At 42.9% G+C, this 26,742-nt stretch carries 18 protein-coding genes; 14 read left to right on the forward strand and 4 right to left on the reverse strand.

The window, feature by feature from the left end; all coding sequences use genetic code 11:
- Positions 1-68: 68 nt before the first annotated feature.
- The 13 genes from ABD930_RS02260 to ABD930_RS02320 all read left to right on the forward strand — a co-directional run bounded on the left by ABD930_RS02260 (position 69) and on the right by ABD930_RS02320 (position 18,616).
- Positions 69-884, forward strand: coding sequence for a glycerophosphodiester phosphodiesterase family protein (locus ABD930_RS02260; protein ID WP_345230064.1), 816 nt, complete (start codon positions 69-71; stop codon positions 882-884).
- An 11-nt stretch (positions 885-895) separates the two neighbouring features.
- The gene (locus tag ABD930_RS02265) at positions 896-3,874 is read left to right on the forward strand and encodes a glycosyl hydrolase (protein WP_345230065.1); all 2,979 of its coding nucleotides are present in this window, start codon (positions 896-898) and stop codon (positions 3,872-3,874) included.
- A 352-nt stretch (positions 3,875-4,226) separates the two neighbouring features.
- Positions 4,227-5,180 carry an acetyl-CoA carboxylase carboxyltransferase subunit alpha gene (locus tag ABD930_RS02270; RefSeq protein ID WP_345230066.1) on the forward strand — a complete coding sequence of 318 codons (954 nt, stop codon included), beginning with the start codon at positions 4,227-4,229 and terminating at the stop codon, positions 5,178-5,180.
- Between the two features lie 150 nt (positions 5,181-5,330).
- The gene (locus ABD930_RS02275) at positions 5,331-5,576 is read left to right on the forward strand and encodes a DUF2683 family protein (protein WP_345230067.1); all 246 of its coding nucleotides are present in this window, start codon (positions 5,331-5,333) and stop codon (positions 5,574-5,576) included.
- On the forward strand, positions 5,573-5,851 hold the full coding sequence (locus tag ABD930_RS02280) for a Txe/YoeB family addiction module toxin (protein WP_345230068.1): 279 nt from the start codon (positions 5,573-5,575) through the stop codon (positions 5,849-5,851). Before ABD930_RS02275 ends, ABD930_RS02280 begins: the two co-directional genes overlap by 4 nt.
- Positions 5,852-6,273: 422 nt before the next feature.
- Entirely contained in the window at positions 6,274-6,864 is a 591-nt protein-coding gene (locus ABD930_RS02285) for an RNA polymerase sigma factor (RefSeq protein ID WP_345230069.1), read from the forward strand.
- 87 nt (positions 6,865-6,951) lie between these two features.
- Complete coding sequence (locus ABD930_RS02290) at positions 6,952-8,106, forward strand: FecR family protein (protein WP_345230070.1); 1,155 nt, start codon at positions 6,952-6,954, stop codon at positions 8,104-8,106.
- A 115-nt stretch (positions 8,107-8,221) separates the two neighbouring features.
- The gene (locus tag ABD930_RS02295; protein WP_345230071.1) at positions 8,222-11,599 is read left to right on the forward strand and encodes a TonB-dependent receptor; all 3,378 of its coding nucleotides are present in this window, start codon (positions 8,222-8,224) and stop codon (positions 11,597-11,599) included.
- A 27-nt stretch (positions 11,600-11,626) separates the two neighbouring features.
- Complete coding sequence (locus tag ABD930_RS02300; RefSeq protein WP_345230072.1) at positions 11,627-13,399, forward strand: RagB/SusD family nutrient uptake outer membrane protein; 1,773 nt, start codon at positions 11,627-11,629, stop codon at positions 13,397-13,399.
- A gap of 27 nt (positions 13,400-13,426) precedes the next feature.
- Positions 13,427-14,452, forward strand: coding sequence for a family 43 glycosylhydrolase (locus tag ABD930_RS02305; RefSeq protein ID WP_345230073.1), 1,026 nt, complete (start codon positions 13,427-13,429; stop codon positions 14,450-14,452).
- Between the two features lie 236 nt (positions 14,453-14,688).
- Positions 14,689-16,239: a glutamine-hydrolyzing GMP synthase gene (guaA, locus tag ABD930_RS02310; RefSeq protein ID WP_345230074.1), complete on the forward strand. Its 1,551-nt coding sequence runs from the start codon at positions 14,689-14,691 to the stop codon at positions 16,237-16,239.
- Entirely contained in the window at positions 16,196-17,449 is a 1,254-nt protein-coding gene (locus ABD930_RS02315; RefSeq protein ID WP_345230075.1) for an ABC transporter substrate-binding protein, read from the forward strand. Before guaA ends, ABD930_RS02315 begins: the two co-directional genes overlap by 44 nt.
- Positions 17,450-17,452: 3 nt before the next feature.
- The gene (locus tag ABD930_RS02320) at positions 17,453-18,616 is read left to right on the forward strand and encodes an RsmB/NOP family class I SAM-dependent RNA methyltransferase (protein WP_345230076.1); all 1,164 of its coding nucleotides are present in this window, start codon (positions 17,453-17,455) and stop codon (positions 18,614-18,616) included.
- 478 nt (positions 18,617-19,094) lie between these two features.
- On the opposite strand, the gene ABD930_RS02325 is transcribed toward ABD930_RS02320, so the two are convergent.
- The 4 genes from ABD930_RS02325 to ABD930_RS02340 all read right to left on the reverse strand — a co-directional run bounded on the left by ABD930_RS02325 (position 19,095) and on the right by ABD930_RS02340 (position 25,037).
- On the reverse strand, positions 19,095-20,354 hold the full coding sequence (locus ABD930_RS02325) for a cation:proton antiporter (RefSeq protein ID WP_345230077.1): 1,260 nt from the start codon (positions 20,352-20,354) through the stop codon (positions 19,095-19,097).
- Positions 20,355-20,446: 92 nt separating this feature from the next.
- The gene (locus tag ABD930_RS02330) at positions 20,447-21,013 is read right to left on the reverse strand and encodes a MarC family protein (RefSeq protein ID WP_345230078.1); all 567 of its coding nucleotides are present in this window, start codon (positions 21,011-21,013) and stop codon (positions 20,447-20,449) included.
- A 121-nt stretch (positions 21,014-21,134) separates the two neighbouring features.
- A complete protein-coding gene (locus ABD930_RS02335) occupies positions 21,135-22,619 on the reverse strand; it encodes an amino acid permease (protein ID WP_345230079.1) in 1,485 nt (494 codons plus the stop codon).
- A 177-nt stretch (positions 22,620-22,796) separates the two neighbouring features.
- On the reverse strand, positions 22,797-25,037 hold the full coding sequence (locus ABD930_RS02340) for a sodium-translocating pyrophosphatase (protein ID WP_345230080.1): 2,241 nt from the start codon (positions 25,035-25,037) through the stop codon (positions 22,797-22,799).
- A 292-nt stretch (positions 25,038-25,329) separates the two neighbouring features.
- Here ABD930_RS02340 and ABD930_RS02345 point away from each other — a divergent pair, with 292 nt between their 5' ends.
- Entirely contained in the window at positions 25,330-26,742 is a 1,413-nt protein-coding gene (locus ABD930_RS02345; RefSeq protein WP_345230081.1) for an APC family permease, read from the forward strand.

Raw genomic sequence — 26,742 nt, forward strand, 5'->3', positions numbered from 1 at the left:
TAAATTTTATGATGATGGTGTATAAAAAAATAATTCTTTTGCTTTTGGTTCACGTTCCTTTGCTAAGCATGGCCCAAACACAATCTTTTGACAAACAAGCACATCGTGGTGGTCGGGGGCTAATGCCTGAAAATACCCTAGCGGCCATGAAAAATGCGCTTGATCTTGGAACAACAGTAGAGCTTGATCTTTATTTCAGTAAAGATCAACAAATTATTGTATCACACGATGCGTATATTTCTTCTGTATTTGCGCAGGATGCGAAAGGCAGGGCGGTAAAAAAGGAAGATGAGGCAAGGCTAAAACTGAATAGGCTCAATTACCGCGAAATTAAGCAATACGATGTTGGTTTACGGCCGCATCCCGAATTTCCGCAGCAAAAGAAAATAGCTGCCTATATTCCCTTGTTTGCTGAGCTGATCGATTCTGTCGAAGCATATGCAAAAGCAAAGGCTTTGCCTGCACCGCATTATAATATAGAGGCTAAAGTGCCATCCCCAGCAAAAGAGGCGACTAATGCCTTTCGTGAGAATTTTATTAAGGCAATGATGAAAATTATCCTGAAAAAGGGTATTCAAGCGCGCGTGATGATCCAGTCGTTCGATCCCGGAATGCTGGAGATTGTTCATCGTGATTACGCTAAGCAAGTCGAAACATCTTATCTGGTTTCGCGAGGGGATTTAACGAGTAACCTGCAAAAGTTAAGTTTTGTGCCGGATATTTATAGTCCTTATTATCCATTGGTTACGCCCGAGCTCGTTAAGCAATGCCATGAGCAGCATATTCGTATTATTCCCTGGACGGTGAATACGAAGGCAGCTATTGAAAAACTAAGAGCAATGGACGTAGATGGTATTATTTCCGATTATCCGAACCTGTTCTAAAACGCTTTGTCATGAAAACGAAAGGGATTATCCTATTATTGATACTATTGCAGGCGGTAGCGCGAGGACAAGATTTACGGCAGTTTCAACAGCCGTCTGCCGATTACCGTCCTTGGATTTTCTGGGATTGGGTGAATGACATGGTGAGCCGGAAGGGAATTACATCCGACCTGGAACAATTCAAAAAATTTGGCTTAAGCGGTACCTTAATTATGCTGGTAGGCAGCGAAACCAATAACCGCCAGATGTGGAGCAACCACCATATGCCGAATCCTATTGTTTCGCAGACTCCGGAATTTTTTCAGGCTTGGAAATTCGCAGCCGAGGAATCGGCACGTTTGGGACTGACCATATCTACGCAATGTGGACCAGGTTGGTGCCATAGCGGCGGACCTTGGATTAAACCAGATCAGGCGGTACAACATATTGCCTTCAGTGAAGTACATGTGGAAGGAACGGGTAAAATCAATTCCTATAGCTTGCCGCAACCAGGTAATGATGATTATACAGCGGACATCAGTACCGTTGCTTTTCCCGATCGAAAGGAAATTGCGCCAGGTGAGGTGATCGACCTTAGTCGGCAGATGCATCAAGGGAAAGTGGAGTGGGCAGCGCCTTCAGGCAAATGGATTATTCGTCGTTATGCCATACGCAATGCCCGCGCTTATAATCGTCCGGCACCCATAGGTGGAAAGGGTTTCGAGTGCGATAAATTGGATAAAGATGCCGTTGATGCCATGTTCAATGGCATGGTTGGTCGTTATCTACAGGATTCGCCAGCGCTGGTCGGCAAAACCATTCGTGCTTTTGAAGCGGATAGTTGGGAGGTGGGTAATCCGGAATGGTCTGTCAACTTTAAGGATGAATTTATAAAACGCAGAGGCTATGATCCGAGTCCTTGGCTAATTACGTATAAAACGGATCAAATCGTAGGCAGTGCGGAACGAACACAGCGATTCCAGAATGACCTGTACTTAACGCAGACGGATCTTTTCGCGGAAAATTTCTTTACTCATTTAAGCAAAAAGGCAGATTCACTGGGCATGGAGTTTATGACTGAACCCTATACCGGGCCCTTTGATCCGGTACGGATGGCCGGACGGGTGCAGGTGCCTATGGCAGAGTTTTGGGTGAGCACGGAACGCATGAACACAATCCGCTGGGCAGCAAGTGCCGCCAACACCTATGGTCGTAAGGTTGCCGCTGCCGAAGCGTTCACGGGCCGCTGGAATGACGGTAATTGGAAAATGGATCCTTATGCACTGAAGCGGGTAGGCGACTTAGCTTTTTGCAACGGACTGAATAAAATGGTGTTGCATGGAACTGCCTTACAACCTTGGGGGATGGATTGGCGCCCGGGGATGAATATGTTTTTCTGGGGAACCATGTTTGTGCCCGGACAAACGTGGTGGGAACCAGGAAAGGCTTGGGTGAATTACATATCCCGCTGTCAGTATATGCTGCAACAGGGAGTCAATGTAGCAGATGTAGTGGGCTTGATGCCAACGTTAAATTGGAAAGGGGCAATGCCAGGTGGCTTGCATAAGCTTTATAATTATGACCTGGTAAGTGAAGAAACGTTGATTAAGGATATGGCTTATACGGATGGCTATTTTAGCCTACCTTCTGGCGCGCGCTATAAAGTGCTATTCCTACCTAAAACCAAGGGTACAATGGACCCTAAAATTTTAGCAAAACTTCTCCAGTTAGCCACGCAAGGTGGGCTAATTGTTTGCGAAGATAAGCCTTTGCGTGCTCCCGGCTTAAGCGACTACCCACAGGTAGATAAGCAGGTGGGCCAACTGGTCGAGCAATTATGGGGAAATACGGACGGTAAAACGAGTACAACACATCAAGTAGGTAAGGGTAAACTGGTATGGATGCCGGAGATTTGGCAGGATACCTTCGATTCCGAACGAAAGTATTTTCTAGAAACGCGTACGAAGGGATTTGAATTTTGGGAAGATCCAGCGAAGACCGTGCATTGGTCGGCTCCCTTTTTAAAGCTATTAAGGGAAATGACACCCCCAGATGTTCAGGTGTTGAAGGCATCGGGTAAGGCCGTAGCTTGGGGAGGAATGCCGGAGACCGCATCGGGAATGCGTGAGGGTGAAGATGCCATTGCCTGGACACACCGGAAAGTAGATCATACCGATATTTATTTTATTTCAAACCAAACGGAAACGAGTAATCAGGCCGAACTGCTGTTCCGGGTAAAAGATAAAGTGCCGGTGTTATGGGATCCCGAAACAGGCAAGGTATACCGTACCACGCAATGGACTGTTGATGGAGATCGTACGCAGATAACGCTTCCGCTGTCGCCTTTTGGTGCCGTATTTGTGCTATTTAAACCAAAAAATGACGTTCCGGCAGACGTAAGCCCCTATCGGGAAGAACATTTTACCCAAGATCTACCGGTAAAGGGTAAATGGCAAGTTCGCTTTCCGAAAGGATGGGGAGCGCCAGCGAAAGCGGTGCTTGATCCAGGATCTTGGACGGACGACCAAACTTTCGGGATTAAGTATTTTTCAGGTACGGCCACTTACACGAAGGCAATTCATATTACCCCGCAACAGCTTCAATCGGGTATTATGTTGGATTTGGGAGAAGTCAAACATATTGCGGAGGTATACGTCAATGGAAAACCAGCTGATACCTTATGGAAACCCCCTTTTCGCACCGCTATTGGGCATTTACTCAAGCCTGGGCAAAATAAGTTAACGGTTAAGATAAGCAATACCTGGTGGAACCGCATGGTGGGTGATGAACAATTGCCGGAAGATTTAGAATGGCTTCCTAAATTACGTTATGCGGGAAACGACTATAAGGGCTATGAACTTAAGGAATTTCCATCTTGGGTATGGACCGGTGAGCCACGTCCGTCAAAAGACCGGATAACCTTTACGCCATGGCGATTTGTGGAAAAAAATTCACCCTTACAGCCGGCTGGACTTATCGGACCGGTATGTTTGAAATTATATGGAAAATAGTACAGCACCCTTGCCCTTTCCCATGTTCCATCCATGTCCTATTCTACTGTACTTCATACGACCTACGTACTATAGAAAAGCAAGGAAACACGGGTGGCAATAAAGGGATAGTAAAAGGGAAGGTGGATGTAACGTGGATAAAAGGTGGACTTGACGTGGATTTCACGTGGAGTTGAAAGCAGGATTTTATATCGGAAATTATCAGGCTGAGCAACACAAGGATGGAATTGCTTTTATACAGGACGAAATTAGCAAAAAAACGTTTGTTTTCAAATACAATTGCCCGATAATTGAACATAATTTGTTATTCAATAAAAAAATAATCCGTACCTTAGCTGCCCAAATTTTCTTTATGGAAACAACATTTGATTTTGAGAAACCGATTGCTGATTTGCTCTTGCAAATTGAAAAGGTCAATCAGGTAGAAGATAAAACCAAAGTAGATATGTCGGCCACCTTATCCGAGCTACAGGGTAAGCTGGAAGAAACACGTAAAGAGATTTATAGCAATCTTACCGGCTGGCAAAAGGTGCAAATGTCACGTCATCCGGATAGGCCGCAGACCCTAGATTACATCAGCATGATTTGTGAAGATTTTATTGAGCTGTATGGGGATCGGAATATTAAGGACGATAAAGCGATTGTGGGTGGATTAGCCACTATTCATGGCCAGACCATTATGGTTATAGGGCATCAAAAAGGTAAAAACACCAAAGAGCGGCAATACCGAAATTTTGGTATGGCTAATCCGGAAGGCTACCGGAAAGCCTTGCGCCTAATGAAGATGGCGGAGAAATTTGGAAAGCCAGTCGTATGTTTTATTGACACGATGGGTGCCTATCCCGGCTTGGAAGCGGAAGAACGCGGCCAAGGTGAAGCCATTGCGCGTAATTTGCTCGAAATGTCGGTGCTTAAAGTACCTATTATTTGCATTATCGTTGGCGAAGGCGCTTCTGGCGGTGCTTTGGGTATCGGTATTGGCGATAAAGTATATATGTTAGAACATACGTGGTATTCTGTTATTTCACCAGAGTCGTGTTCCTCTATTCTTTGGCGTAGTTGGGATTATAAAGAAAAAGCTGCAGAGTGTCTTAAACTGACTTCAGAAAATATGTATGGGAATGGGCTTATTGACGGTGTGATTCCTGAACCCCTTGGTGGAGCACATCGTGATCCAGCAAAAATGGCCGAAACCGTCAAAGAACAGCTTATTAAAGATATTGCCGAATTAAGTAAGAAAAGCATCGATAAACTCGTAAGCGAAAGAATTGAAAAATTCTGTGCTATGGGAGTCGTGGTGGAGTAGTGTCCATACACCGTTGAGTAGGCTCTTATGCGGCATCCTGACCGGTAATTCCCCGGTGGAATGCAGGAATAAATATGCTGGAAATGAGCAGGGATAACATTTTGCTTTTATCAATCGATATCGCTAATTTTGTAAAAGGAACTTTTGGCAATGACTACACTAACAGTCCATATCAAGAATAAGAAATTAGAAAAGGCTGTAAAAGCCGTTTTGGATGCGTTGGGCCTTTCGTATCAGGAGGAAAAGTCGTCCAATCAGAATCCCAGTCCTAGCGGCGATACGTGGTTCCTTGATCCGGAAAACCTGGCTCAACTGGACAAAGGCATTGCGGAAATAAAAGCCGGAAAGGCCGTGCCTTACACCGCTGAACTTAAGAAAGAGCTTTTCGGAGAATGAGCTATCGGGTAGAACTTAGCCTGCTAGCATTGGAGCACATCCGCTTTCATAAGAAAGCCGGCAACAAAAGTCTGCTCAAAAAATTGGAACGCCTCTTGGATGAACTTGAAACCCATCCCTATGAAGGCATAGGCCAGCCCGAACTCCTGAAGTATGACTATGCCGGTTACTGGTCCCGGCGCATTGACCACAAACACCGCTTGATTTATCAGGTGAACGACGAGACTATTGCTGTCAACGTTGTTTCGGCCAAAGGCCATTACCGCGATCGCTAAGCCGATTTCAGCACCGGACAATCCTTAATCACCTCCAACCGATACTAGGATATGGAATAAAATTTTTTAAGGTATGATCTGTTCAAAAAACTGACATGCACACATCGTGACAAAAAGTACGTATCGTTGGTTATAAATGTTAAACTATGAAAACAGCACAAACACCTTGAATAACCATTGTATCCCTTTGGGGATTTAAAAGAACTTGTTCTATAATACGAGGTAAAAGGGAAAATGATGTTAAACATTAAACAAAAAACCGACCGATCAGCTGGTTAGTAAAAGAATTGAAAAATTCTGTGCTATGGGAGTCGTGGTGGAGTAGTGCATTTCGGCCCCCGAGAACTGGGAAGAATTCTTTTATTTATTCGCTAAAGTTTGTATTATTGCAATCGTAGACCATAAAAACCTAAAGTGCTACGATGATGATAGAAAAAAGCGACGCTATTTATCTACAAAAAATAACGGAAGGGGATGAATCTGCATTTTCAATCTTGTATCATAAGTATTGGGAATCCCTATTTAAGTATGTTATTCGTATTTTGCAAGATGAAGATGAAGTAGCTGACGTCATTCAAGAAACCTTTGTTACCTTTTGGGAATTGCGTAGTACACTCGATAGAATCAGGTCTGCTAAAGCTTATCTGTTTATCATGGCGCGAAATTTTGCCTTCAAACGCTTGCGTGAGAATTTAAAGAAGAAAGAGAACTTCGAGCGATTTGTAGCCTTTTATGGCGAAGCGCTACATCAGGCGGACGATGTATTTGATATAAAAGAGCTGAACAAATTATTGGAAGGAGCAATATCAGCACTTCCTGAGCGTATGCGTGAGGTTTTTCTATTAAGCCGTAAGGAACATTTATCTTATAAAGAAATTGCCGATAGGCTACAGATTTCTGATTTGACCGTAAAGAAACAGATCAACAACGCACTCAAGGCGTTGAAATTAAGCTTAGATGAGGAGTATATACCGTACCTGTTGGTATTGATCGTCGTTGACATCTTGTGTTAACGTTAAAATTTTTATTCTTACCTACTACTTTAACCCCGCTTATTTACTCTTTGTTATAAAGACCATATATAAGCTATTATTGAAAGCATGCAAAGAGCAGAATTACGGGAGTTATTGCACCGTTATGCACATAATCGTTGTACCAAAAAAGAAGAGCGGTTTTTGGAAGACTTAGTACTGCGAAAGCCCATGATGAAATGGGATTGGGACAGTGAAGAGGCAAAAACAGTAATGCGCATCCGGATTAAAAATGGAATTGATGCACGGATTTTTGCGAAACGTCGGGTGTTGAAACGCCGTATACGTTTTGCTATAGCGGCTTCTATACTACTCCTATTAGGTTTAGGTATACTTTATCAATTTAATAGGGAGTACCTGAAGGCCGATCGATTCGTGATCAATGAGTCAGCTGATATGGCACAGGATAACGTTATACTAACACTTTCCAATGGAAAGCAGGTGGATTTGGAAGTCGAGTCAGCGCAAGTATTGGAACCATCAGGAGGCGTCGTTATTAAACGAACAGCAGATGGACTAGTTTATGAGGAAGGGCATAAACAATCGGTTCCCACTAATCAAGTAGGTTTATTTAACACCATACAGGTGCCCAATGGTAAGCAATGCCAGTTGATGCTGCCTGACGGAACAAAAGTTTGGTTAAATACAGCAAGTACCTTACGTTTTCCAGTGGCGTTTAATGGCCAAGAGCGTGAGGTTGTTTTGTCAGGGGAAGCCTATTTTGATGTAGCGCAAGATAAGGCGCGGCCATTTCGGATTGCTGCTCATGACGCTACTATTGAAGTGATAGGAACACAATTTAACGTTTCTGCCTATCAATCGGATGACAAGGTGATTACCACATTGATATCCGGTGGAGTAAATGTCCGGAACACCCATTCCACTAAAAAGGTGCAACTTAAGCCAGGCGACCAATCCATAGCATGGGTTGGGCAAGATAAGATTTACCGTGACAAAGCAAACATAGAACAAGCACTGGCTTGGAAAGATGGTTATTTCGTTTTTGAGAATAAAGATTTGATATCCGTTATGCGTACCGTAGCCCGATGGTATGGCATCCGGATAACAGTAGAGGGGCAGATTCCTGCCACCAAATTTGGTGGAACATTTCCAATGGATAGTCAGCTCGATGAATTGTTAGCTGATTTGGAAAGACTCACAAAGGTTCGATTTACAAAAAATGGAAAGGAGGTGCAAATTAACTGGAAGAATACCAAACAGTAAATCTCATCTAGCCTTAAAAATACCAGAAGTGCGGGAACACTTCTGGTGTGGTCAGCTTTAAGCTGACAAGGCTTCTTAATGCTAACGATTATTCATTTTAAAACCTATTGTACAAATGTATAAAAAAACCATTGCATACACATGCAACAGCAATGATCATGTCTTAATTAAACTACTCGTGACGCTGAAGATAACTGTTCTTTTCCTCCTCCTTGTCATTACACAAGCAGGAGCCGAAGTATATGCCCAAAAAGCTAGTATTAGAGCAGAAAAACTGACCTTGAAAGAGGTGTTTGCTAATTTACGCAAGCAGACCGGTTACCATTTTTTGTATCTGGAAAAAGATATTTCCGATGTACCTCCAGTGACATTATACATGGATAATGCATCGCTATCTACCATTTTGGACCAATGTTTAAAGGGGCAATCGCTGCATTATGTTATTCGTAAAAACAGGGTATTGATAGAGCGTATTACCGATCAGACACAACTAAATGATACTGTTAGTCAAAATCAATTTGTTTTAAAAGGCAAAGTTGAAAATGAGGATAAAGAGCCTTTACCGGGAACATCTATACGCGTGAAAGGGACAAATAGAGGCACAACCGCGGATATTGACGGGAATTTTATATTGGAAGTCAATAATCCAAAAGAAGTATTACAAATTAGTTATATGGGTTATTTCCCATTAGAGATCGTTGTTGGTTCTCAAAAAAATCAAACCTTTACCTTAGCTAAAGACTCGAAACAAGAGAAATTGGATGAAGTGGTGGTAGTGGGATTTGGTACACAGAAGAAAGTTTCGCTTACAGGTGCCATTTCTACCGTTTCGGTGAAAGAATTGGAACAGCAAAGTCAGCCCAGTATTGCAAATGCTTTGGCAGGCCGACTGCCGGGAATTATTACCAGACAAACCAGCGGAGAGCCTGGATATGACCAAGCGCAAGTTTTTATTCGCGGCCTGTCTACCTGGGTCAATCGGAGTCCGCTGGTGCTGGTAGATGGGGTGGAGCGCGATATGAATTTGATTAATGCGCAGGAAATAGAAAGCTTTTCGGTTTTGAAAGATGCATCGGCGACAGCTGTTTATGGGGTTCGCGGAGCAAATGGTGTTATTCTCATTACGACCAAGAAAGGTACGGTTGGTCGTCCTACAGTTACGCTTCGTTCTGAAAATGCAATCAACACCTCCTTGCGGATGCCTGAATATATTGATGGGGGGGAGTACTCTACTTTATGGAATGAAGCCTATCGCAATATGGGGCAACCGGAACATTTTACTGAAGAGGAGCTGCGCAAATACAAAGACGGTTCAGACCCATACCTGTATCCGAATGTGGATTGGACGGACGAAATCATGCGTAAACATACTTGGCAAAGCATCAATAATCTCAGTATCAATGGAGGAAACAATATTATTCGATATTATACTAATGCTGGTTATACGGAACAGAATGGTATTTGGAAGACAGACGATACTAATGAGTATAATACCAACATCAATCTGAAACGCTATAATCTACGGGCAAACATTGATGTGAATGTCACGGACAACCTCGTCTTTGAAATGGGGATTGGTGGCATTATTCAGCAGGGCAATTATCCGGTGGCCGGAGCGCCTTCGATTTTTGAAAACTTACGGCGCATATCGCCTATTGCTTTTCCTAAGCAAAATCCCGACGGTAGTCCGGGTGGAAATGGGTGGTACGTAGGGTCCAATCCTTGGGCAACGATTACGCAGTCTGGTTTTTCCGTATTGAGCAGAAATACTGTGCAGGGAACGTTTGCTGCTAAATGGGATTTATCAAAAGTGGTTACCCAGGGCTTATCACTTAATGGCAGATTTGCGTATGACCATTGGTACCAATCGCAGGTTTCCCGAAGAAAGGACTTTGAAGTAAAGCAATACACTGGTGTTGATCCGGCGACTGGAGAAGATCGGTATACAGTACACCGGGAAGCTACTCCTCTGGGATACAGTCCGAGCAATTCGGCAAACCGGGCCTACTATGCTGAGTTTATTGCCAATTATGATCGGACATTTGACAAACACCATGTGTCTGGTATGATGATGTATAATCAACGGGATTACGTTGACCTCACCGCCGGAGACCCCATTAATAACCTACCTTTTCGACGCTTGGGGGTAGCTTCACGCTTCACTTATGGTTATGCCGACCGGTATTTGGTAGAATTTAATGCAGGCTATAATGGATCGGAGAATTTTCCGAAAGGCCAGCGCTTTGGCTTTTTCCCTTCCGTTTCTGCCGGCTGGATTTTGTCGAATGAATCTTTTTGGGGAGTAAAAAACGTCGTGAACAACCTAAAAATAAGGGGTTCTTATGGTCAGGTCGGAAACGACCAGATTGGCCAACGTTTCCTGTTCTTAACCCGGATGAACACCACCTCCGCTCAATCGTATAGTTTCGGTGAGGCTATGATTAGCAAGCCCGGCATTGATGAGGCGTATATCGGACTGAAAGACGTAACCTGGGAGGTCTCGACGAAGTCCAATATCGGTTTAGATGCCGAACTGTTTAACGGGGTAATTTCCTTGCAGGTGGATGCTTTTCGTGAAAAACGTGATGGTATCCTCATTCAACGAGGTACCATACCAACAGTAACCGGGTTTTATCCTTGGGTCGTTCCTTATGGCAATTTAGGGAAAGCAAAAAACAAAGGGATAGATGGACAGCTTGAAATTAAGCAAGCCCGTGATAATGGCTTCTATTATTCGTTTAGGGGTAATTTTACGTATTCAAAGAACGAAATTGTCGAAAATGATGAGGCGACACAACGCTACCCATGGCTTTCGGCCAAAGGGCACCCTATTGATCAGCCTTTTGGCTATACGGCACTAGGAATTTTCCAAAGCTGGGAGGAAATCAATGATAGTCCGGAACAAAAACTGGGGCGGGCACCACAACCTGGTGATATTAAATACAAAGACCTGAATGGCGATAATGTGATTGACGATAATGATCGTATGGCCATAGGTTTGTCCCGAACACCACAAATCATGTTTGGTTTTGGCGGAACGGTGGCTTGGAAAGGTTTTGATGCAAGTGTTTTCTTTACAGGTGCCGCCAAAACCAGTGTCTTTTTGGAAGGAGCAACGATGTATCCTTTTCAACAAGGGGTTGGGTCGTATAACGTTCAACGTCTGTACTATGATAATCGGTGGACTCCCGAAACGCCAGACGGAAAATATCCCGGCGTAATTACGGTAGACAATCCCAATAATACCGTACGATCTACGCTGTGGATGGTAGATGGAAGCTATCTGCGCTTGAAGAACATGGAGCTTGGCTATACGCTGTCACAGGAAAAAGTAGGACGATTTGGGATGAAATCCGTTCGCTTTTTTGTCAACGGAATTAACTTATATACCTGGGATAAAGTCAAGATCATGGATCCGGAACAAGATAATGGGTCTGGCTTTTACCCGATGCAACGAACCCTAAATCTCGGCTTGCAGGTAAATTTTAAATAGAAAACAAAAACATTTAATATCATCAACATGAGATATCTCACCATCATACTATTCCTATTCATTCTTTCGGGATGCCAAAAGCATTTTTTGGATAAGGTACCCACTGAAGACATGACTTTAGAGGAGGTATTTGCGGAAAGGCAATATGCCGAACGTTTTTTAACCTCCGTTTATTTTAATCTCCCAGAGGAGCTTGGTTTTCATCAATGGTACCATAGAAACCCGTTTGTTGGTGCATCGGACGATATGGAAATCACTTGGTCGGGTGCTTTTGGTAATACCATGAATACGGGTGCGTGGAATCCGAATAACATTGACAATAATATCTGGAATTTTAATTGGGAAGGTTTAAGAAAGGCCAATATATTTCTGGAACAAATACCGAATACCCCAATGGATGAGGCGGCCAAGCAACGCTGGATTGGTGAGGCAACTTTCTTACGTGCATTTTTTCATTTTTTATTAGCACGCACGCACGGCGCTATTCCCATTGTGGATCGGGCATATACACAAGACGAAGATTTTGGTATTATTAAACAACGTCCAATTGATGAAGTTGCGCAATTCATCGCCGCAGAGTGCGATGTTGCTGCTTCGTTGTTGCCGGATCGTATCACAAAAGATCAGCTGGGAAGACCCTGCAAATCATCGGCTTTGGCATTAAAATCGCGTGTATTGCTGTATTGGGCTAGTCCGTTGTGGAATGGTAATCCGGATTATAAATCATTTGTGAATGTAGACGGGGAAAATCTATATAGCGGTACAGCGGATCCAGCGCGTTGGACGGTTGCGGCAAATGCTGCAGAAGAGGCGATTACTACGGCGGAGGCGGCTGGTTATAAGCTCTATCAAGAAAATGCCGATCCTGTGGCGAATTACCATGATATCTTTATGAAAAACTACAATAGCGAAGTGCTTTTTGCCCGAAATATGGGCGCTTATAAAGAGTCGGAAGGAGCCTCAACACCGAATGGTATGGGCGGATATGGCGGCTATTGCCCAACACAGGAACTGGTGGATGCCTATGAAATGGAAAATGGGGAAACACCTATAGTGGGCTATGAAGCTGGTGGAAAACCGATCATAAACGAGCGCTCGGGATACGTGGAAACGGGATACGCTACACAAGATCATCCCAAAGGTTGGTACCTAACAGATACCCGGAATATGTATGCCCGGCGTGAACCACGCTTTTACGCATCGATTCATTTTAGCGGAGCGTATTGGCGTACGCGGCGTATCGAATTTTGGAACAGTGGTAGAGACGGTAGGGGTGGAAATGCCGTTGATCATTCGGTAACCGGATACCTTGTCCGTAAGTTTTCCGATGAGGATGTTAATATCCCCCAGAACATATATACCAATAAAACCTGGATTTATTTTAGGCTGGGTGAACTGTACCTGAATCATGCAGAGGCATTGAACGAGGCCGAAGGACCTACGGGGATGGTCTATTCACGTGTAAATGCCATTCGCAATCGCGCAGGATTACCGAACCTACCTACAGGACTTTCTCAAGATCAAATGCGCGAGAAGATCCGACATGAACGTAGGATAGAATTGGCGATGGAAACACACCGCTATTTTGATACTAGGCGCTGGAAGATTGCAGCAGAAACCGATGGAGGTGATTTCTATCGGATGAGCATAGACAAAGGAAATTCCTTAACAGACGATGCGTTTTATGTCCGTACGTTTATGAAAAAACGTGTGTTCGATAAACAGAAACATTACTTGTGGCCGATACCACAGGGCGAATTAAATAAAACACCATCTTTGGTCCAAAATCCAGGATGGTAATCGAATCATCTATTAATCTAATACGATATGTTGATCAATATGTATGCTAGTTTAATGGTTTTATTGCTATTGTTTTCCGATTGTAGCAAGCAGCAGAAAAATCCGGATACGGAGAAAAAAGAAGAAAAAAAGCAAACCTTTGATAATCCATTGGTGCGGGTAGCCTTAGCGGATCCGACCGTTATTCACGCAGATGATGGCTGGTTTTATGTTTATGCAACGGCCGGTAATGTGCCTATATGGAAATCGAAAGATCTGGTTGATTGGCGGCAAGCTGGAAATGCGTTTACAGATGACACCCGTCCGCACTTTGTAGAAGATGGAGCGGTATGGGCTCCAGAGATCAATTATATCGATGGGAAGTACGTGCTTTATTATGCTATGAGTACCTGGGGAGGAGAGTGGAAGGCGGGAATCGGTGTGGCCGTTTCGGATTCACCATTGGGACCGTTCCAGGATTTAGGTAAAATGTTTGACAGCCAGAGTATCGGTGTGAAAAATTCCATTGACCAGGCCTATATGGAAGATGGCGGAAAGAAGTACCTGATATGGGGTAGTTTTAATGGAATATATATCATTGAACTGAGCGATGATGGTCTGTCAATAAAACCCGGTGCAGCAAAAAAACAACTGGTCGGGTCTGCATATGAAGGCTCTTACGTCTATAAAAAGGGTAAGTATTATTACTACTTTGGATCAACAGGAACCTGCTGTGAAGGAGCGAAGAGTACCTATCATGTAGTATACGGACGATCGGAATCTTTGTTTGGTCCCTACGTTAACAAACGAGGCGAATCCTTGCTGGATAATCACTTTGAAACATTGATCGATAACAATAGCCGTTTTGTCGGTAATGGACATAATTCCCAGATTGTGCAGGATGATGCGGGTAACGACTGGATGTTGTACCACGGTTTTGAATTGGCTTCGTCTCCCGGTCAATGGGATCGTTTCTTGATGATGAGCCAGATCAAATGGGATGAGGAAGGCTGGCCTTATGTTGAGGGAGGAAGTCCGCAAATGGGAGCTCCGAAACCGGTTTTTGAAAAGTAAACGCATTAAGATGCATGTCCATCGGTTGAAGGGTTGAAATGTGGATTTCATATCCCTCACCGATGGATAGTTTTCTACGGTCGGTTTTGTGAATTCTTCGGAAGAAAGTAAAAAAAATCCCTACGTTTCACCGAAATGATTTGTTTTTTAAAGGCCGGTGAGAGATCGATAAAATTTTCTTTTATATGCCTTCAATGTTATTTGCATATAAAAGGCAATTTATCTAAGTTTGGCCCATGCAAGAAAAAATCATTATTCTTGACTTTGGATCGCAGTACACACAGTTGATCGCTCGCCGGGTCAGAGAGTTAAATGTATATTGTGAAATACATCCCTTTAATCACCTTCCTTCGTTTGATGCATCGGTAAAAGGAGTCATTCTTTCCGGCAGCCCTTACTCTGTCAGGCAGGCTGATGCACCCCAAATAGACCTTCAACAATTCCATGGAAAGATCCCAGTATTAGGTGTATGTTATGGTGCACAGTATATCGCACAGCACTCGGGTGGCGAAGTGAGTCCTTCAGAAATCCGTGAATACGGGCGGGCAAATTTGTTATTTGTCAATCAAGAAAATGCTTTACTGAAAGGGATTCCGTTAGACGCGCAAGTATGGATGTCGCATGGCGATACGATTAAATACGTGCCCGAAGGTTTTGAGATTATCGCGAGTACCGATAAAGTTCAGGTGGCCGCATATCACATTAAGGACTCGCAAACGTATGGTATTCAATTTCATCCGGAGGTTACGCATAGCTTGGATGGACAACAATTGATCAAGAATTTCGTTATCCATATCTGCGGATGTCAACAGGATTGGACACCCGATACGTTTATTGAAACGACTATAGCCGCATTACGCGAGCTAGTAAAAAATGATCATGTCATTTTAGCGCTTTCAGGAGGGGTGGATTCTTCCGTTGCTGCGGTGCTTTTACATCAGGCTATCGGGAAGAACTTACACTGCATTTTTGTAGATAATGGTTTGTTGCGTAAACATGAATTTGAGCAAGTATTGGACTCCTACAAGCACATGGGGCTCAATATTAAAGGGATAGACGCTAAAGAACGCTTTTATGGTCAATTAAAAGGAATAACTGATCCAGAGCGCAAACGCAAAGTTATTGGTGCTTCTTTTATTGATGTGTTTGATGAGGCCGCACATGCCGTACAGCAGGAGCTACCTGCAGGCGTAGAGGTGAAATGGCTTGGACAAGGAACCATTTATCCTGACGTAATCGAATCGGTTTCTGTAAAGGGACCATCAGCAACCATTAAGTCACATCATAACGTCGGTGGTTTGCCAGATTTTATGAAACTTAAGGTGGTAGAACCCTTAAATACCTTATTTAAAGATGAAGTACGTCGGGTGGGTGCTGCTTTAGGGATTGATCCCTTGATTTTAGGTAGACATCCCTTTCCGGGACCAGGTTTAGGTATCCGAATTTTGGGCGAAATAACCGCCGAAAAAGTACATATTTTACAGCAAGCAGACGATATTTACATTCGTAACTTGCGTGAATCGGGCTGGTATAATAAGGTTTGGCAAGCAGGGGCCATTTTCTTACCGGTACAATCCGTAGGTGTGATGGGGGATGAGCGGACGTATGAATATGTCATTGCACTTCGGGCAGTGGGATCATTAGATGGGATGACGGCAGATTGGATCCATTTACCGTATGAGCTGTTGGCAAAAATCTCGAATGAAATTATTAATCACGTAAAAGGGATAAACCGAGTTGTTTATGATATTAGTTCAAAACCACCGGCTACTATCGAGTGGGAGTAAGTTATTAGCCGTTCTGTTTCTTTGTGGTTTTTTAGGCGCTTGTGCACCTAAAATACTTCGTCCAGGCGGGAAAGGACCAAAGGAGCCGAGCAAAGAAAGTCCGACTAAGAAAGAGGAAAAGCCGGAAGAGAAAAAAGAAGCAAAAGCTCCTATTCAATTCAATAATATTGCCTTGTTATTGCCTTTTCAGCTAGACAAGGTGATCGACTCGCTTCCAAATAGTCGAGATGTGGAACGTTCTGCCCTAGCCTTGGATTTTTATCAAGGATTTAAGTTGGGGCTTGACCAAGTGGCCAAGGCAGGAGATAATTTTAAACTTCATGTCTTGGATACCCGCGATAATATATTGGAAGTGCAGAAGATTGCTGTGGATACCAACATTAGCGCAGCCCAAATTGTTGTCGGACCAGTATTCCCTACCGAGATCAATGCGTTTAGTGGACGGGCAAACTTGTCGGGTAAGTTGCAGATTTCACCTTTAGCGGCAAGCAGTCCGGTCGGCAATCAAGTCAATAATCTGGTTACGGTAACGCCAACCATCGCGGTACATGCTGACGTTATTGGTCATTATGTGGCCAAACAATATGGTAGCGCAGCCGATCATGTCGTCATCTTCAATAATAATGACGAGGATAGCCGGAAATTATTGGATCCCCTTAAGGCTGTTTTAGACCAATTGAATGTTCATTATGTTGAAATTAATGAATTAGGAGATATGGAAACAAGCTTGGGTGCTATAGGTAAAAATGTAGTGATCAATGCATCTACCAATCAGTTTTTTGTTGCACCATTATTAGCAGATCTTGCACGCTTAAAAACGGAACAAAGTTATGACATCACCCTGATTGGGCATCCCAATTGGAATAAGCTAGACTTGAATCCGGATCACTTGGAAACGTTAAATACCTGCATCAGCTCTTCCTATTATGTCGATGAAAACAGTACCGCTACGGGTGTTTTCCGGGCAAATTATGTTAAGGCGTTTAATGTCGCTCCATCAGAGTTTGCGTATAAAGGGTATGATACGGGTGTGTTTTTTGCGAAACTATTGGCAAAGTATCCCAAAGATTATGTAGAACACTTGGTTAAAGAAAAACATAAAGGCGTAGCCATCGGTTTTGCATTTGTTTTTAATCCAACCACGGGCTATGTCAATAATAGCGTGCGCCTATTACGGTTCAACAGAAGAGCGTATCGGCCACTACCCTAATTCATGAACCCAAAACGGATTACACAGCAATTACGTAGTTTTGAGCGTCTTCTGGCCGATTATGACCTCAAGCAACCGTTGGCAAAGTTTCTAACGCATTTTTTTAAAGAAAACCGCCAAATGGGTGCCAACGATCGGCGTACCTTATCCCGTTGGTCATACCATTATTTCCGTATAGGAAAAGCGCTTGCCGATTTGCCTACGGTGGAGCGTTTGACATTGGCCGAGTACCTGTGTAGTAAGGAGAGTGACCTGGTCAGCGTGCAGGCACCGGCGTTACGTACAACATTGGATGCTCCTTTATCGGTAAAAATCGATCGCTTGGCACAGGACTACGGTTTTGAGCTTGACCATATTTTCCCCTTGGTACGGTTAGCCTCACCCGCCTTAGCCATTTCCTTATTCTTGGAAAGTTTGCTTCAGCAACCGGATCTTTTTATTCGAATTTCGCCACCATACATAAAGGAGGTACGGCAACAGTTGGACAAGCATCAATTAACCTATCAAGAGATTAGCCCAACGACTATTGCTTTACCAAATGGTACCAATATGAGTCAATATCCCGAATTAGTAGGTAAGATTCAGGTGCAAGATCTTTCTTCGCAGCAAACGGCTCATTATTTTAAAGCTCATGATGGCGAATCTTGGTGGGATGCCTGTGCTGCTTCCGGAGGGAAATCTTTGTTATTATGGCAAACTTTTCCGGGAGTGAAGTTACTGGTGAGCGATATCAGAAACAGTATTTTACGTAATCTTGATGAGCGGTTTGATCAGGCTGGTATTAAACATTATCGAAGAAAGCTAATCGACTTAACGAAAGATCCGTCAGTCATTCTAGGGAATGAACGGTTTGACGGGATTATTATGGATATTCCCTGCTCTGGATCAGGAACATGGGGAAGAACACCCGAAATGATGCAACTGTTTGATCAGCAGAAACTCGCCTATTTTGTGGAATTACAGCGAAGCATCCTTCGTCAAGTGGTGCGTTATCTCAAACCCAATGCACCCTTAATTTATATTACCTGCTCGATCTTTGCTAACGAGAACGAGGAGCAGGTAGCCTATTTGGAGTCTATAGGATTGCGCGTCGCGCAAATGGAATTGCTTAAGGGCTATGAACATCGTGCAGATACAATGTTTGTTGCCCGGCTATTAGCACCTTAAGCTTTTTATATTACTTTCTTCCGCAGACCACGAAGTAGCTTGAATACCTTTAAAAGCAAACGCATCATGAAAAATTAATCAAAGACTCATCGCTTGGAACTTTGCTGCAAGGGTAGTGCAGCATCGTGCATACCGCAAATTTCATCCGTAAATAATTTTTCCCATCGGCTGGATGGAGCTTACCATGTTATAAAATTTACATTTTCTTATGTGATTAAATGAAATTTTAAACATGGACGGTTCCTATGCGATATTTTAAACAGAACGGAGATGTTCTACCAAGCAAATGGAAAGTATAAATTATGGTGCCAATTATTGAAAAGACAGATAATACGACATGTTTGATTAAAAGCACCTGCTGTTGGTCGCCAAAAATTGTCGCCTCCAAAATTTACAAGATGCAGTGGGATGCACCAGCGTTCCTGTAAATTTTGAAGCGACGAGCTTTTTGTTTCTTTTTTGCGGGAAAAAAGAAAAATTAGGCTTTAACCGTATTTGCTGCAATCTGTTTTGCTTTATTGGTTAATTTACCAATAGTTAAGCCCTGTACTAAGATAGAGAATAATACCACGTAATAGGTCGTAGCCAGTAGTAAATCTTTATGCAGATGGTTATCAATGGATAAAGCCAAGGCAACGGATACTCCTCCTCTCAAGCCACCCCATACTAAAATCGTAATGGTTGCTTTATTGAATTTGGTTTTCATCGGTATAACATTTACCGGAAGCCAAATGGATACCAAACGGGCAAATAAAACCAGCAGTATACTAATAATCCCAATCAGCCAGTAGTCGCTTATGTTATTGATAATAATCAGCTCAAAGCCAATGATTAAAAACAATATCGCATTCATGATTTCATCGATTAACTCCCAAAACTTATCTAGATACTCTTTCGAGACTTCACTCAATGCGAATGCCCTTCCGTAATTTCCAATAACTAATCCCGCGGAAACCATAGCCAATGGGCCAGACATATGTACACTGGTGGCCACTAAATGCCCACCCATCACTACCGCTAAGGTAATTAACACTTCAATTTTATAGTTATCTATTCTACCGATTGCTTTTGAAGCGATATAACCTAATAGGAGTCCGAGACCAATACCACCCAAGGCTTCCTTAGCCAGTAGCCACGAAATATTTCCAAAAGATAGATCGACATCCTTGCCTTGAGCCAAGCTGAGCAATATGACGAATACAACAACCGCAATACCATCATTAAATAGCGATTCACCAGCAACTTTTGTTTCGAGCGATTTGGGAACCCCAGCTTGTTTTAATATACCGAGAACAGCTATTGGATCGGTAGGAGAGATGAGGGCACCAAAAAGCAAACACTGGATAAAAGGAATTTCCATATGTAATGCTTGTAGGAGGTGATAAAATAAAAAACCTACCACAAAGGTGGATATGATGACACTCACTGTTGAAAAGATGATTACCGGTGCCTTTTGTTCTTTCAAGTCGCTTAGTCGAATATGGATAGCACCAGCGAAGAGAAGAAAGTTAAGCATCGCTCCCATGAGTACTTCTGTAAAATCGACAGACGAAATAAACCTGGAAAACTCCTGAAAGGTATGGGGAAATAGTTTATCGGTAAGGATAAGCCCTAAGGAAACCAATAACGCAATGACCATAACGCCTATGGTTGAAGGAAGCTTTAAAAAGCGTTCATTCAAGTAGGAAAAAATGGCAGATAAGACAATAAGTACAGAAAATGAGTAGTATAATTCCATATAAAATTTTGTATTCCTGTAAATATACAAATAAAATTGGTTAATTAGCCAATACGATAATTAGCTAATTGGCTAATTGAACGATTGGCTAATTACAACCCGGTATTACTCCTGAACAGTTTAATGGCAATTGCCAGCAGGATAACACCAAAAGCTTTACGCAATACGGCGAGACCCGTTCGGCCGAGAATTTTTTCGAGGCGGTAGGTGTTTTTTAAAACGATATAGATAATTGCAATATTGATTAGAATACCAACGATGATATTTTGTGTTGCGTATTCTGATTTTAAGGATAGGATGGTGGTCATGGTACCTGCGCCGGCAATAAGGGGAAAAGCCAATGGTACGATGGAGGCTGTTTCGAAAGAATCGTCTTTGAAAAAACTAACGCCAAGTACCATTTCCATAGCAATAAAGAAGATAACCAGCGAGCCTGCGATGGCAAAGGAAGCGATATCGATCCCAATGAGCTTGAGCATGCTTTCTCCTACAAACAAAAAAGCGATCATCAGCACTAATGCAACGATACTCGCTTTTCCAGACTCAATCTTACCTGCTTTCTGGCGTAAATCGATAATGACGGGAATGGAGCCCAAGATGTCGATGATTGCGAAAAGAATCATCGTTATGGATGCAATTTCCTTGAAGTTGAAGAACATATGGGCTACGGTATTAAATTAATATGCGATTGCCAAATTAGTAAAAACGCTCGGATATCCAAAGTTGGCTATTAAAAAAAGGGGCGCGAAGCCCCTTCCGGTTTTATATGCCTGTAAAGATTTACTCCGGTTTTACGTCTTTTTGAACAGCATTGCGGATCAAACTATGCGATTTGCTATAAGCAAAGTAAATAACGATGCCTATGATCATCCAAATGGCTAAACGTTCCCAACTTTCTTTAGGTAATCCGGCCATCATGGTCACACAAATGATAATACCCATGATGGGTACGAAGGGTACCCAAGGTGTTTTGAAAGGACGTTCTAACTGCGGTTCTTTTTTTCTAAGAATAAGCACGCCAATGCATACCAGCGTAAACGCAAACAAGGTTCCGATACTCACCATATGACCTAAATCTGAAATGGGTACTAGTCCAGAGAAAATACTTCCAAAAATCATAAACAGCACATTGGTCTTCCAGGGTGTTTGGTTTTTAGATAAATCGGAAAAGAACTTGGGCAATAAACCATCCTTGCTCATGGTATAAAAAACCCGACTTTGACCTAAAAGCATCACTAAAATAACGGAGGTATACCCGGCTAAAATAGCAATCATAAGTGCCATATTCAGAAAGGTATAACCTGTTTGTGCAAAAGCAGTAGCAACCGGTTTAGCATCCCCTTTAAAGGCAGTATAATTTTCTAATCCGGTTAATACATAAGAAAATAACACATATAAGAGTGTGCAGATGACCAATGAGCCAATGATACCGATAGGCATTCCCTTTTGCGGGTTTTTAGCCTCTTGGGCTGCGGTACTTACGGCATCGAAACCAATAAAAGCAAAGAATACCACACCAGCACCCCTCAATACGCCACTTAATCCGAAGTGCCCAAACTCTGGTCCGGTGAAGAAATCGAAAAATCCTATTTTTCCTTGTTTAAGTGCTGTTTCGCCGATATTCTCGGGAATAAAAGGACTATGGTTGGCAGGGTTGATAAAGCTCCAGCCTAATGCTATAAAAATAAGGACAACAGCTACCTTGACAATGACTAAAATATTATTAACAAAGGAGGAGTCTTGTGTCCCTTTGATCAACAATAAGGAAAGCAGACAGGTAATAAAGATCGCCGGTAAATTAATCATACCACCTTCCCAAGGGCCGTGCAGGAATTGCGCAGGGATATGAACGCCAAGCTCCTCCAAAAACTGAGCAAAATATTGTGACCAGCTGACAGCTACGGTGGAGGCACCCAACGCATATTCTAACACCAAATCCCATCCAATGACCCAGGCAACAAATTCTCCCATGGTTGCGTAAGAGTAGGTATAAGCACTTCCTGCTACAGGGATCATCGAGGCGAATTCTGCGTAACACAAGCCAGCGAAGCCACAGCCGATAGCAGCAACGATGAAGGATAGAATAACCGCTGGCCCGGCATTGTCTGCAGCAGCAATTCCTGTAAGGGAGAATAAGCCGGCTCCTATAATAGCTCCAATGCCTAACGCTACCAAATGATAACTGCCTAAGGTGCGTTTTAGGGTTCCTTCTCCACTTTCTTGTGCTTCTTTAATAAGTAATGGGATCGATTTCTTGTAAAACATAGTAGGTAATTTTGTTTTGGTGGTTTTGATTTGAATTTATTTAAAAAATAACCACTTTTTGTTTGATAAGCGTATGTGGCATGTGAATTTTAATCATTTTTTGAATGAAATAATGTTTTCTTTTAGCAAAAGAAAACCAAACCTACAATTTTTATTTGATAAATAAAGAAGGCGCTATTAATTTAGCGCCTTTGTAGTTGTATATGCCCGTTCTTTTTGGATATAACTAGCCTTTTGATTCGTCCGCTGCTGTTGAAACTGTTCCGTTTTAGGAATGTTCTTCGTTTGGTTGGGTTCGGACTGGTGTGCATTGATATGGGGTGCGATAATTAAGGATACAATAGACATTAATTTGATTAAGATGTTCATCGATGGACCTGAAGTATCTTTAAATGGATCGCCAACCGTATCGCCAGTAACGGAAGCTTTGTGCGGTTCTGATTTTTTATAATAGATTTCGCCGTTAATTTTAGCACCTTTTTCGAATGATTTTTTAGCATTATCCCAAGCTCCGCCAGCATTGGATTGAAACATGCCCATCAATACACCCGATACGGTAACGCCCGCTAATAGTCCGCCGAGCACTTCCGGGCCAAAACCGAAACCAACAATAATGGGTACAATCAGCGCAATAGCGCCCGGAAGCATCATTTCTCGAATAGATGCTTTGGTAGAAATCTCAACACATTTACTATATTCCGGTTTTGCTTGATACTCCATAATGCCCGGAATCTCCCGAAATTGTCTTCTTACTTCCTGCACCATATCCATTGCGGCACGTCCCACCGCTGAGATACACAGTGCGGAGAAAATAAATGGGATCATACCGCCAACAAATAGTCCAGCCAACACGTTGGCATGATAAATATCAATGCTGTCGATACCAGCGACACCAACAAAGGCGGCGAATAAGGCTAAGGATGTTAAGGCAGCAGATGCAATGGCGAAACCTTTACCGGTAGCAGCAGTGGTATTACCAACAGCATCTAAGTTATCGGTACGGCCCCTAACTTCTTCCGGTAACTGGCTCATTTCAGCAATCCCTCCGGCGTTATCGGCAATAGGTCCAAAGGCATCAATGGCTAATTGCATTGCAGTAGTTGCCATCATTCCAGCGGCTGCTATAGCCACACCATAGAGTCCAGCGAAATGGTAGGAACCATAAATGCCCGAAGCCAACACCAATATGGGCAACACGGTAGACTCCATACCCACGGCTAAACCACCGATGATATTCGTGGCATGCCCAGTGATTGACTGTTGTACAATAGATTGCACAGGGCGTTTACCCATAGCAGTATAATATTCGGTAATAATGCTCATGAGTGCACCAACAACCAGTCCGACAACAATTGCTAGATAAGTATCCGTCTTGGTAAATTCAAATCCCCTAATATTCATGGTCTCCGGTAATAACCATTTTACTGCGAAAAAGGAAGCAATTGCCGTTAAAATAATCGAAGTCCAATTACCCAAATTGAGTGCTTTTTGTACGCTTCCCTGTTCGTTGGTAATCTTAACCAAAGAAGCACCAATAATGGAAAAGATCAAGCCTAAGCCAGCAATTAGCATGGGAAGTAATATGGGCGCAATGCCACCAAAATTATCATTAGAAACGATTTCCCTTCCCAAAACCATTGTGGCCAGAATGGTAGCCACATAGGAGCCGAATAAATCGGCACCCATGCCCGCCACATCCCCAACGTTGTCTCCAACATTATCAGCGATGGTGGCCGGATTACGTACGTCATCTTCTGGTATACCTGCTTCTACCTTACCTACCAAATCAGCGCCAACATCCGCTGCTTTGGTATAGATCCCTCCGCCTACACGTGCAAATAAGGCAATAGATTCTGCTCCCAAAGAAAAGCCAGCCAATACTTCTAGTGCTCTTTCCATTTCCAGGCCATTGATCTCACCATTGGTGCTGATAACATATAGGTGATAAAATAGGATAAACAAAGTGCCTAAGCCGAATACCGCCAATCCAGCAACGCCCAGTCCCATAACCGTGCCTCCAGTGAAGGAAACTTTTAGTGCTTTAGCCAAACTGGTACGTGCTGCTTGGGTTGTGCGTACATTCGCCTTGGTGGCGATGCGCATGCCAATGTAGCCTGCAAAAGCAGAAGTTACGGCGCCGATAATAAACGATAGCGCAATTACCCAACTGGAATATGGACTAAGAGTGCCAGACCATGCCAATAATACGCCTGCAATGACAACAAAATAGGAAAGTATTTTCCATTCTGCTTTAAGAAATGCCATCGCGCCATTGGCAATATGGCCCGCTAATTCTTGCATATTGGTATCCCCGGCATCTTGCTTGCTTACCCAACTTGATTTTGCCAACATAATTAATATGCCAATGATACCAAACACCGGAATGAGGTAAATGAGATTGCTGTGTAGAAAGTCCATAATTCTTCGTTTGCGTTTTTATTGTTAAGGGTTTATTTTATTTTATGACATTGGTTTTTATCTAAAAGATGAGTATGTCGTATCGATCGAAACGTAGTTCAGTCGAGTTGTCTTTCAAATAATTTATCCAATAGCCATTTTTTTATAATGGTTCATGCCAAAATAATGAGGGTTATTGATATAATCAAATTTATTTTAGTTAAAAGTGATAAAATGTTTTGGTGACGGGTGTTTTCTGCTGATTTTTCGGTTTATTTTTATACATTCGTTTTCTTTACCATCAAGCCCGCTTATGACAAATCAACCAGAAGTTCAGATGAAAAAGGAGTTGGGACTGCTAGACGGCACCATGTTAGTTGTTGGCTCCATGATAGGCTCTGGGATTTTTATTGTTAGTGCCGATATCGTGCGGTATGTAGGAAGCGCCGGTTGGCTGTTGATCATTTGGCTACTCACCGGATTGGTTACCTTAACAGCTGCTTTAAGCTATGGCGAGCTCTCGGCAATGTTTCCAAACGCTGGCGGCCAATACGTTTATCTTCGCGAGGCCTATAACCGTTTAGTTGCATTTCTCTATGGCTGGGCATTGTTTGCCGTCATTCAAACGGGCACAATCGCGGCGGTGGGAGTGGCCTTTGCTAAGTTTGCAGCGTATCTGTTTCCGGTAGTAAGCGATGAGCATATTCTTTGGCAACAAGGGGTGTTTCAATTGAATGCAGCGCAGCTGTTAGCGATCGCAGTTATTGTGGTCCTTACGTGGTTTAACACCAGGGGTGTCAAAAATGGAAAGATCTTGCAAACCGTTTTCACCATTGTCAAGATTCTTTCGCTAGGAGGATTAACGGTATTGGGTTTGGTTACGGCCTTCCATACGGAAGTCTGGAACCTTAATTGGACGGATGCCTGGACACCAAAAAGCTGGAGTGCGCAGGAGCATGCCTTTATTCCTATTGGTGGCGCAGCCCTTTTTGCTGCCTTGGTATCGGCGATGGTTGGATCACTTTTTTCCAGTGATGCGTGGAATAATGTAACGTTCATTGCTGGTGAAATCAGAAAACCCGAACGGAATATTGGCTTAAGCTTGTTTTTAGGTACGCTGATTGTTACGCTGATCTACGTTTCTACGAATGTTATGTATCTTGCTACGACAACAATACACGATATTGCTTTTGCTCCGGCCGATCGTGTGGCGGTTGTTGCCTCCCAAACGATCTTCGGAGATATCGGTGCCAAGATTATTGCCATCATGATTATGGTGTCAACCTTTGGGTGTGATAACGGATTGATCCTCTCTGGGGCAAGGGTTTATTATACCATGGCTAATGACGGCCTGTTTTTTAAACGCGCAGGGATGCTAAACAGTTTCAAGGTGCCGAGCTGGGGATTGTGGGCGCAGTGTATCTGGGCATCTGCGTTATGTCTTACAGGTAAATATGGGGATTTGCTGAATTATATCATTTTTGTTGTACTTATTTTTTATGCACTAACGATCATTGGTATTTTTATTCTACGTAAAAAACGACCTGATATTCCCAGACCTTACAAAGCTTTTGGTTATCCGGTATTGCCCATTTTATACGTATTGGCTGCATTAACGATATGTATAGGCCTGCTGATTTATCAACCTACCTTTACTTGGCCGGGTTTGCTAATTGTACTCATCGGTGTACCGATTTACTATTGCTTTGGTAAAAAGATTGCCTAA

This window comes from Olivibacter ginsenosidimutans (assembly GCF_039542865.1).
In the GTDB taxonomy this organism is placed as follows: domain Bacteria; phylum Bacteroidota; class Bacteroidia; order Sphingobacteriales; family Sphingobacteriaceae; genus Olivibacter; species Olivibacter ginsenosidimutans.